Below are 7,964 nucleotides of genomic sequence, written 5' to 3' on the forward strand. Positions count from 1 at the left end.
ATCAAAGTATGGATCATGAAAGGTGAGGTTTACGGAAAACGTGATTTATCTCCACTTGTTGGAATGGATAAAAAACAAGCTTCTGGCGGAAAAGGCGGGGATTCTTCAAAAGGAGGAGACAGAAAACCTTTTAACAAAGACAGAAAACCTGGTGGAGACCGTAAAAGAAAGTAAATTTTAAACTAAAGAAAAATGTTACAGCCTAAAAGAACAAAATACCGTAAGGTACAGAAGGGTAGAATGAAAGGCGTTTCTCAAAGAGGACACGAGCTTTCTAATGGAATGTTTGGAATTAAATCAGTACATGAAAATGGAATGTTCTTAACTTCACGTCAAATCGAAGCGGCACGTATTGCTGCCACTCGTTTTATGAAAAGAGAAGGACAGTTATGGATTAAAATATTTCCAGATAAACCGATCACCAAAAAACCTCTAGAGGTACGTATGGGTAAAGGTAAAGGAGCGGTCGAATATTGGGCTGCTGTTGTGAAACCAGGAAAAATTATGTTTGAAGTTGGTGGAGTTCCACTAGCGGTTGCAAAAGAGGCTTTGCGTCTTGCTGCTCAAAAACTTCCTGTAAAAACTAAGTTTGTCGTTGCTAGAGATTTCGAAGCATAATCTAAAATTAATTATGAAACAATCAGAAATTATAAATCTATCCGCAGCTGAGTTGCAAGAAAAACTTAGTCAATTAAGAAAAGCGTATTCAGACCTAAAATCAGCTCACGCTATTTCTCCAATTGCCAATCCACTTCAAATTAGAAGTGCTAGAAGAGCGGTTGCTAGAGTAGCAACAGAGCTAACTAAAAGAGAGTTACAATAATTGTATTCTGCTAAAATGGAAGATAAAAGAAATTTAAGAAAAGAAAGAATTGGTGTTGTTACGTCAAACAAAATGGACAAGTCTATTGTTGTGGCACAAGTAACCAGAGTAAAACACCCGTTATACGGTAAGTTCGTGTTAAAAACTAAAAAGTTTCATGCACACGACGAAACAAATGACTGTAACATTGGTGATACAGTAAAGATCATGGAAACAAGACCTTTATCTAAAACCAAATGTTGGAGACTAGTTGAAATCATTGAAAGAGCTAAGTAATTATGGTACAACAAGAATCGAGATTAAAAGTAGCAGATAACACAGGAGCAAAAGAAGTTTTGACTATCCGTGTTTTAGGAGGAACGAAACGTCGTTATGCCTCTGTTGGAGATAAAATTGTAGTGTCAATAAAAGATGCAACACCAAACGGAAACGTGAAAAAAGGTGCTGTTTCTACTGCAGTTGTTGTACGTACCAAGAAAGAAGTGAGAAGAGCCGATGGTTCTTATATCCGTTTTGATGACAATGCTTGTGTTCTTTTGAACGCGGCAGGTGAGATGAGAGGAACTCGTGTTTTTGGTCCGGTTGCGAGAGAACTTCGTGAAAAACAATTCATGAAAATTGTATCATTAGCACCAGAAGTGCTTTAATTCGTTAGTAAAATGATAAAGCTAAAAATAAAATCAGGAGACACAGTAACTGTTATCGCCGGAGACCATAAAGGTTCTGAAGGTAAAGTAGTAAGTGTTAACCGTGAGAAAAACAAAGCAATCGTTGAAGGAGTAAACATGGTTTCGAAACATACAAAACCAAGTGCTAAAAACCCTCAAGGAGGAATTGTTAAGAAAGAAGCTCCTATCCATGTTTCAAACCTTGCATTGATTGATCCAAAATCAAAATCTGCAACTAAGGTTGGAATCAAGACAGAAGGAGATAAGAAAGTGAGATTTTCAAAAAAATCTAATCAAGTATTATAGTTATGGCATATACACCTAGACTTAAGCAAGAATATAAGGACAGAGTAATTGCTGCCCTTAAAGAAGAATTCGGTTATAAAAACGTAATGCAAGTTCCTAAATTGGAAAAAATCGTTTTAAGCCGTGGAGTTGGAGCAGCAGTATCTGATAAAAAACTGGTTGACTATGCAGTTGATGAGTTGACTAAAGTTACTGGACAAAAAGCAGTATCTACAATCTCTAAGAAAGACGTTGCGTCTTTCAAATTGAGAAAAGGGATGCCAATTGGTGCCAAAGTAACTCTTAGAGGAGAAAGAATGTATGAGTTTTTAGATAGACTTATCACATCATCTTTACCACGTGTAAGAGATTTTAGCGGGATCAAGGCTACTGGTTTTGACGGAAGAGGTAATTACAACCTTGGTGTTACTGAGCAAATCATTTTCCCTGAAATTGATATTGATAAAGTAAATAAAATATCAGGTTTGGATATTACATTCGTAACTTCTGCTAACACAGATAAAGAAGCAAAGTCATTATTGGCTGAATTAGGTTTACCTTTTAAAAAGAATTAAGACATGGCTAAAGAATCAATGAAAGCCCGTGAGGTGAAAAGAGAAAAAACGGTAGCAAAGTACGCTGAAAAAAGAAAAGCTTTATTAGAAGCTAAAGATTATGAAGGCTTGCAAAAATTACCAAAAAATGCTTCACCGGTTCGTATGCACAATCGTTGCAAATTAACAGGTAGACCAAGAGGATATATGCGTCAGTTTGGTATTTCACGTGTAACATTCCGTGAAATGGCAAATAACGGATTAATCCCGGGAGTTAAAAAAGCTTCTTGGTAATCTCGCTAAAAGTTATTACTTTTGCAAACCAAAAAATAATTTTAATTGGTTAAAGGTTCATTAGGCGAGTGCCTCTTGAAAACCATAACCGCAAATTTATACATATGTATACAGATCCAATTGCAGATTATCTTACGAGAGTTAGAAATGCAGTGATGGCAAACCACAAAGTGGTTGAAATCCCGGCGTCGAACTTGAAAAAAGAAATCACAAAGATTTTATTCGATCAAGGATATATCTTAAGTTACAAATTTGAAGACAGTACTGTTCAAGGTACTATCAAAATCGCTTTGAAGTATGATAAAGATACTAAAGAGTCTGTAATCAAAGATATCCAAAGAATTAGTAAACCAGGTTTACGTAAATATGCAGGTTCAACAAAAATCCCAAGAATCCTTAACGGATTAGGAATTGCTATTGTTTCAACTTCAAAAGGTTTAATGACCGGGAAACAAGCTAAGCAATTAAATGTTGGTGGAGAAGTAATTTGCTACGTATACTAATAAAAACAGTTAAACAATGTCAAGAATAGGTAAAAATCCAATTTCAATTCCTGCTGGTGTTACTGTTGAAGTTAGTGAAACAGTAATTACAGTTAAAGGAAAATTAGGTCAACTTACACAAGATTACGCAGACGTAACAGTAAAAGTTGAAGAAGGTCAACTAGTAGTAGAAAGACCATCTGATAGTAAAGATCATAGAGCAAAACACGGATTATACAGATCATTAATCAATAACATGATTATTGGTGTATCTGAAGGTTTTACCAAAGAATTAGAATTGGTTGGAGTAGGTTATAGAGCTTCAAACCAAGGTCAAAAATTAGACTTAGCATTAGGTTTCTCTCACAATATCGTTTTAGAAGTTGCTCCAGAAGTAAAATTAGAAACGATATCTGAAAAAGGTAAAAACCCAATCGTGAAGTTAACATCTTTCGACAAACAATTAATCGGACAAATCGCTGCGAAAATCAGAGGTTTCCGTAAACCAGAACCTTACAAAGGAAAAGGTGTTAAGTTTGTTGGTGAAGTATTAAGAAGAAAAGCAGGTAAATCAGCGTAAAAAGTAGCATTATGTCATTAACAAAAACTGAAAGAAGACAAAGAATTAAATTCAGAATCAGAAAGATTGTTAGCGGTACTACTGCTAGACCAAGATTATCTGTATTCAGAAGTAATAAAGAAATCTACGCACAACTAATCGATGATGTGAATGGAGTTACTTTATTGGCTGCTTCATCAAAAGATAAAGGAGTAGATATTAAAGGTACAAACGTTGAAGTTGCCGCAGCAGTTGGAAAACTTGCAGCAGAAAAAGCGTTAAAAGCCGGGATTACTGAAGTAACTTTCGATAGAGGAGGTTATTTGTACCACGGTCGTATTAAATCATTAGCAGAAGGCGCAAGAGCGGCTGGACTTAAATTCTAATATATTATGTCTAAATACAAAAATGTAGAATTAGTAAAACCTAGCGGTCTTGAATTAAAGGATCGTCTGGTAAGTGTAAATCGTGTTACCAAAGTTACAAAAGGTGGTAGAGCTTTCGGCTTCTCTGCAATTGTAGTAGTAGGTGATGAAAACGGTGTTGTTGGACATGGTTTAGGAAAATCTAAAGACGTTTCTGAAGCTATTGCTAAAGCAGTAGAAGATGCAAAGAAAAACTTAGTTAGAATTCCTTTAAGTGGTCAATCTGTACCTCACGAACAAAAAGGAAAATTTGGTGGAGCAGCAGTATTTTTGATGCCTGCATCTCACGGTACCGGAGTAATCGCTGGTGGAGCTGTTCGTTCAGTTCTTGAGTCGGTTGGTATTCACGATGTATTGTCAAAATCACAAGGTTCATCAAATCCTCATAACGTGGTAAAAGCAACTTTTGATGCTTTATTACAAATGAGAAGTGCCGTTACTGTTGCAAAACAAAGAGGTATTTCTTTAGAAAAAGTTTTTAAAGGTTAATTCAAGGAAATTATGGCTAAATTATTAGTAAAACAAGTTAGAAGCAAAATCAATTGTCCTCTTACACAAAAGAGAGGATTAGAGGCTTTAGGTCTTCGTAAAATGGGACAGGTTGTGGAGCATGATTCAAATCCAGCTATCCTTGGAATGATAAATAAAGTTAAACACTTAGTTTCCGTAGAGGAAGTTAAATAACAAATCATAGTTATGAATTTAAGTAACTTACAACCTGCTGAAGGTTCTACACACAATCAAAACAAAAGATTAGGTAGAGGAGAAGGTTCTGGTAAAGGTGGTACCGCTGCAAGAGGTCACAAAGGAGCTAAGTCTCGTTCTGGTTATTCTAAAAAGATTGGTTTTGAAGGTGGACAAATGCCACTTCAAAGACGTGTACCTAAGTTTGGTTTCACAAACATCAACCGTAAAGAATATCAAGGTATTAATCTTGATGCACTTCAGTTATTAGTAGATAACGGAACAGTTACAGATACAGTAGATTTTACAGTATATGTTGAAACTCGTTTGGCTACTAAAAACGAATTGGTTAAGATTTTAGGAAGAGGAGAATTAAAAGCAAAATTAAAAGTAACTGCTCACAAATTTACTGCAACTGCTAAAGCCGCTATTGAGGCTGCTGGTGGAGAAGCTGTAACCTTATAATTATCAGAACAATGAAGAAATTTTTTGAATCATTAAATAATGTTTGGAAAATAGAAGAACTGAAAAACAGAATCTTGGTAACTCTTGGTCTGTTATTGGTTTATAGATTTGGAGCGCATGTTACTCTTCCGGGAATTGATGCTACACAATTAGAAAACTTAGCAGGTCAAACAGACCAAGGTATTGGATCAATACTTGATATGTTTACCGGTGGAGCCTTCTCTAAAGCATCAGTTTTTGCGTTAGGTATTATGCCTTACATCTCAGCTTCAATTGTTGTTCAATTAATGGGTATCGCTATTCCTTACTTGCAGAAATTGCAAAAAGATGGCGAAAGTGGCAGAAAAAGATTGAATCAAATTACAAGATGGTTAACCATCTTAATCACCTTGGTACAAGGTCCTGGTTATATTTATAACCTATACACCACTTTGCCTCCAAGTGCATTCCTATTAGGATTTGATTCATTCCAGTTTTTGTTCTCTTCAGTATTAATTCTAACTACAGGTACAGTATTCGCTATGTGGTTAGGTGAAAAAATTACAGATAAAGGTATTGGTAATGGTATTTCCCTATTAATTATGGTAGGAATCCTTGCCAGATTACCACAAGCTTTGTTTCAAGAGTTTACTTCTAAAGTGACCAACAACAATGGTGGTCCGATGTTATTAGTACTTGAAATCATCGTTTGGTTATTGGTAATCATTGCTTGTGTTCTATTGGTAATGGCAGTTAGAAAAATTCCGGTGCAATACGCTCGTCGTACAACAGCCGGTGATTTCGAACAAGATTCATTAGGAGGTAACAGACAGTGGATTCCGTTAAAACTGAATTCTGCAGGAGTTATGCCAATCATTTTTGCGCAAGCTATTATGTTCATACCGGCAGCCGTGGCTGGACTTTCAAACTCTGAAACGTCACAGTCTATTGCAGGTACGTTTAGTAACATGTTCGGATTTTGGTACAACTTAGTATTTGCATTGTTGATTTTAATATTTACTTTCTTCTACACTGCAATTACAGTTCCTACAAACAAAATGGCCGATGATTTAAAAAGAAGTGGTGGTTTTATTCCGGGGGTTAAACCTGGTGTCGAAACTGCCGATTTCTTAGATAGAATCATGTCTCTTATAACATTCCCTGGTTCGTTATTTTTAGCATTAATTGCTGTGTTCCCGGCGATTGTTGTTAGTCTTGATGTACAACAATCATGGGCTATGTTCTATGGTGGTACTTCATTAATCATTATGGTTGGTGTAGCTATCGATACTATTCAACAAATAAATTCTTATTTATTGAATAAACACTATGACGGATTGATGAAAACGGGTAAAAATAGAAAAGCAGTAGCTTAATTTTTATGGCAAAACAATCAGCAATAGAACAAGACGGATCAATAATCGAAGCATTGTCAAATGCAATGTTCCGTGTAGAATTAGAAAACGGACACGTTGTAATTGCTCATATCTCCGGAAAAATGCGTATGCATTACATCAAATTGTTACCTGGTGACAAAGTGAAACTGGAAATGAGCCCTTACGATTTGTCAAAAGCAAGAATTACTTATAGATATTAAAAGTATTACAATGAAAGTAAGAGCATCAGTTAAAAAAAGAAGTGCCGAGTGCAAGATTGTACGAAGAAAAGGCAGATTATACGTAATCAACAAAAAGAATCCTAGATTTAAACAAAGACAAGGATAGTTATGGCAAGAATAGCAGGGGTAGACATCCCAAAAAACAAAAGAGGAGTTATCGCTTTAACCTACATCTTCGGAGTAGGTAGAAGTAGAGCTATTGAGATTTTAGAAAAAGCTCAAGTGAGCCAAGATAAAAAAGTTCAAGATTGGAATGACGACGAAATCGGAGGAGTCCGTGACGCCGTATCATACTACAAGATTGAAGGTGAGCTTCGTTCAGAAGTGTCATTACACATCAAACGTTTAATGGATATTGGATGTTATAGAGGTATCCGTCACAGATCTGGTCTTCCTTTAAGAGGACAAAGAACTAAGAACAACTCTAGAACTAGAAAAGGTAAAAGAAAAACTGTTGCTAACAAGAAAAAAGCAACTAAATAATAAGTAATATGGCTAAAGCAACTGCAAAAAAACGTAAAGTTATCGTTGAATCAACGGGTGAAGCTCATATTAATGCAACCTTTAATAACATCATCATTTCGTTAACAAACAAAAAAGGTGAAGTTATCTCTTGGTCTTCAGCTGGTAAAATGGGCTTTAGAGGTTCTAAAAAGAACACTCCATACGCAGCTCAAATGGCCGCAGAAGATTGTGGAAAGGTGGCTTTAGAAGCTGGTCTTAAAAAAGTAAAAGTTTATGTAAAAGGACCGGGTAACGGACGTGAGTCTGCTATCAGATCTATTCATAATTCAGGAATTGAAGTAACCGAAATCATCGACGTTACTCCAATGCCACACAACGGATGTCGTCCTCCTAAAAGACGTAGAGTATAATTATAGTATAATCAAGATAGAATAAAGATTATCGGAGGATTCGACCTGAATTCATAATCTCTATCTTAAAACAATTTAAAATGGCAAGATATACTGGTCCAAGTACAAGAATTGCTCGTAAATTTGGCGAAGCAATATTCGGAGAAGACAAATCCTTCGAAAAAAGAAATTATCCTCCTGGACAACACGGGATGGCTAAAAAAAGAGGTAAAAAATCTGAATACGCTGTCCAGTTAATGGAAAAGCAAAAAGC

General features: G+C 35.8%; 18 protein-coding genes and 2 pseudogenes. All 20 read left to right on the plus strand.

Going from position 1 to position 7,964, the window contains the following annotated elements:
• Positions 1-174: pseudogene (locus B3C16_RS09265) on the plus strand (30S ribosomal protein S3); the annotation flags it as partial.
• 18 nt (positions 175-192) lie between these two features.
• Complete coding sequence (gene rplP, locus B3C16_RS09270; RefSeq protein ID WP_121312856.1) at positions 193-618, plus strand: 50S ribosomal protein L16; 426 nt, start codon at positions 193-195, stop codon at positions 616-618.
• Between the two features lie 13 nt (positions 619-631).
• Positions 632-823, plus strand: a complete 192-nt coding sequence (gene rpmC, locus B3C16_RS09275; protein WP_121315001.1) for a 50S ribosomal protein L29 — start codon at positions 632-634, stop codon at positions 821-823.
• A gap of 15 nt (positions 824-838) precedes the next feature.
• Entirely contained in the window at positions 839-1,099 is a 261-nt protein-coding gene (gene rpsQ, locus B3C16_RS09280; RefSeq protein WP_121312857.1) for a 30S ribosomal protein S17, read from the plus strand.
• 2 nt (positions 1,100-1,101) lie between these two features.
• Complete coding sequence (gene rplN / locus B3C16_RS09285) at positions 1,102-1,470, plus strand: 50S ribosomal protein L14 (RefSeq protein ID WP_007803649.1); 369 nt, start codon at positions 1,102-1,104, stop codon at positions 1,468-1,470.
• A gap of 12 nt (positions 1,471-1,482) precedes the next feature.
• Positions 1,483-1,797 (plus strand): 50S ribosomal protein L24, encoded by a 315-nt coding sequence (rplX, locus tag B3C16_RS09290; RefSeq protein WP_291131102.1) that lies wholly within the window; start codon positions 1,483-1,485, stop codon positions 1,795-1,797.
• Between the two features lie 2 nt (positions 1,798-1,799).
• Positions 1,800-2,351 (plus strand): 50S ribosomal protein L5, encoded by a 552-nt coding sequence (gene rplE, locus B3C16_RS09295; RefSeq protein ID WP_121312859.1) that lies wholly within the window; start codon positions 1,800-1,802, stop codon positions 2,349-2,351.
• A 3-nt stretch (positions 2,352-2,354) separates the two neighbouring features.
• Positions 2,355-2,624, plus strand: a complete 270-nt coding sequence (gene rpsN / locus B3C16_RS09300; protein WP_187661033.1) for a 30S ribosomal protein S14 — start codon at positions 2,355-2,357, stop codon at positions 2,622-2,624.
• A 104-nt stretch (positions 2,625-2,728) separates the two neighbouring features.
• The gene (gene rpsH / locus B3C16_RS09305; RefSeq protein WP_121312861.1) at positions 2,729-3,127 is read left to right on the plus strand and encodes a 30S ribosomal protein S8; all 399 of its coding nucleotides are present in this window, start codon (positions 2,729-2,731) and stop codon (positions 3,125-3,127) included.
• A gap of 16 nt (positions 3,128-3,143) precedes the next feature.
• Positions 3,144-3,686, plus strand: coding sequence for a 50S ribosomal protein L6 (gene rplF, locus B3C16_RS09310; RefSeq protein ID WP_121312862.1), 543 nt, complete (start codon positions 3,144-3,146; stop codon positions 3,684-3,686).
• Between the two features lie 11 nt (positions 3,687-3,697).
• Entirely contained in the window at positions 3,698-4,051 is a 354-nt protein-coding gene (gene rplR / locus B3C16_RS09315) for a 50S ribosomal protein L18 (RefSeq protein WP_121312863.1), read from the plus strand.
• 3 nt (positions 4,052-4,054) lie between these two features.
• The gene (gene rpsE, locus B3C16_RS09320; protein WP_121312864.1) at positions 4,055-4,579 is read left to right on the plus strand and encodes a 30S ribosomal protein S5; all 525 of its coding nucleotides are present in this window, start codon (positions 4,055-4,057) and stop codon (positions 4,577-4,579) included.
• A gap of 12 nt (positions 4,580-4,591) precedes the next feature.
• Positions 4,592-4,774, plus strand: a complete 183-nt coding sequence (gene rpmD, locus B3C16_RS09325) for a 50S ribosomal protein L30 (RefSeq protein ID WP_121312865.1) — start codon at positions 4,592-4,594, stop codon at positions 4,772-4,774.
• A gap of 12 nt (positions 4,775-4,786) precedes the next feature.
• Positions 4,787-5,239 (plus strand): 50S ribosomal protein L15, encoded by a 453-nt coding sequence (rplO, locus tag B3C16_RS09330; RefSeq protein ID WP_121312866.1) that lies wholly within the window; start codon positions 4,787-4,789, stop codon positions 5,237-5,239.
• 11 nt (positions 5,240-5,250) lie between these two features.
• Positions 5,251-6,594, plus strand: a complete 1,344-nt coding sequence (gene secY / locus B3C16_RS09335) for a preprotein translocase subunit SecY (protein WP_121312867.1) — start codon at positions 5,251-5,253, stop codon at positions 6,592-6,594.
• Positions 6,595-6,599: 5 nt separating this feature from the next.
• The gene (gene infA, locus B3C16_RS09340) at positions 6,600-6,815 is read left to right on the plus strand and encodes a translation initiation factor IF-1 (RefSeq protein WP_026714631.1); all 216 of its coding nucleotides are present in this window, start codon (positions 6,600-6,602) and stop codon (positions 6,813-6,815) included.
• 10 nt (positions 6,816-6,825) lie between these two features.
• Complete coding sequence (gene ykgO, locus B3C16_RS09345) at positions 6,826-6,942, plus strand: type B 50S ribosomal protein L36 (RefSeq protein ID WP_073370549.1); 117 nt, start codon at positions 6,826-6,828, stop codon at positions 6,940-6,942.
• Positions 6,943-6,944: 2 nt separating this feature from the next.
• On the plus strand, positions 6,945-7,319 hold the full coding sequence (gene rpsM / locus B3C16_RS09350) for a 30S ribosomal protein S13 (protein WP_121312868.1): 375 nt from the start codon (positions 6,945-6,947) through the stop codon (positions 7,317-7,319).
• A gap of 8 nt (positions 7,320-7,327) precedes the next feature.
• Positions 7,328-7,711 carry a 30S ribosomal protein S11 gene (gene rpsK, locus B3C16_RS09355; RefSeq protein WP_121312869.1) on the plus strand — a complete coding sequence of 128 codons (384 nt, stop codon included), beginning with the start codon at positions 7,328-7,330 and terminating at the stop codon, positions 7,709-7,711.
• A gap of 80 nt (positions 7,712-7,791) precedes the next feature.
• Positions 7,792-7,964, plus strand: a pseudogene (locus tag B3C16_RS09360) (30S ribosomal protein S4); the annotation flags it as partial.

This window comes from Flavobacterium sp. UBA7682 (assembly GCF_002482945.1).
Taxonomy (GTDB): domain Bacteria; phylum Bacteroidota; class Bacteroidia; order Flavobacteriales; family Flavobacteriaceae; genus Flavobacterium.

Excerpts from the sequence above, each read along its gene's own strand:
- rpmC (WP_121315001.1), top strand. The coding sequence starts at position 632 with ATGAAACAATCAGAAATTATAAATCTATCCGCAGCTGAGTTGCAAGAA.
- rpmD (WP_121312865.1), top strand. The coding sequence starts at position 4,592 with ATGGCTAAATTATTAGTAAAACAAGTTAGAAGCAAAATCAATTGTCCT.
- infA (WP_026714631.1), top strand. The coding sequence starts at position 6,600 with ATGGCAAAACAATCAGCAATAGAACAAGACGGATCAATAATCGAAGCA.
- rpsK (WP_121312869.1), top strand. The coding sequence starts at position 7,328 with ATGGCTAAAGCAACTGCAAAAAAACGTAAAGTTATCGTTGAATCAACG.
- rpsN (WP_187661033.1), top strand. The coding sequence starts at position 2,355 with ATGGCTAAAGAATCAATGAAAGCCCGTGAGGTGAAAAGAGAAAAAACG.
- ykgO (WP_073370549.1), top strand. The coding sequence starts at position 6,826 with ATGAAAGTAAGAGCATCAGTTAAAAAAAGAAGTGCCGAGTGCAAGATT.
- rpsM (WP_121312868.1), top strand. The coding sequence starts at position 6,945 with ATGGCAAGAATAGCAGGGGTAGACATCCCAAAAAACAAAAGAGGAGTT.
- rplX (WP_291131102.1), top strand. The coding sequence starts at position 1,483 with ATGATAAAGCTAAAAATAAAATCAGGAGACACAGTAACTGTTATCGCC.
- rplP (WP_121312856.1), top strand. The coding sequence starts at position 193 with ATGTTACAGCCTAAAAGAACAAAATACCGTAAGGTACAGAAGGGTAGA.
- rplE (WP_121312859.1), top strand. The coding sequence starts at position 1,800 with ATGGCATATACACCTAGACTTAAGCAAGAATATAAGGACAGAGTAATT.
- rpsH (WP_121312861.1), top strand. The coding sequence starts at position 2,729 with ATGTATACAGATCCAATTGCAGATTATCTTACGAGAGTTAGAAATGCA.
- rplF (WP_121312862.1), top strand. The coding sequence starts at position 3,144 with ATGTCAAGAATAGGTAAAAATCCAATTTCAATTCCTGCTGGTGTTACT.
- rpsQ (WP_121312857.1), top strand. The coding sequence starts at position 839 with ATGGAAGATAAAAGAAATTTAAGAAAAGAAAGAATTGGTGTTGTTACG.
- rplN (WP_007803649.1), top strand. The coding sequence starts at position 1,102 with ATGGTACAACAAGAATCGAGATTAAAAGTAGCAGATAACACAGGAGCA.
- rplO (WP_121312866.1), top strand. The coding sequence starts at position 4,787 with ATGAATTTAAGTAACTTACAACCTGCTGAAGGTTCTACACACAATCAA.
- rplR (WP_121312863.1), top strand. The coding sequence starts at position 3,698 with ATGTCATTAACAAAAACTGAAAGAAGACAAAGAATTAAATTCAGAATC.
- secY (WP_121312867.1), top strand. The coding sequence starts at position 5,251 with ATGAAGAAATTTTTTGAATCATTAAATAATGTTTGGAAAATAGAAGAA.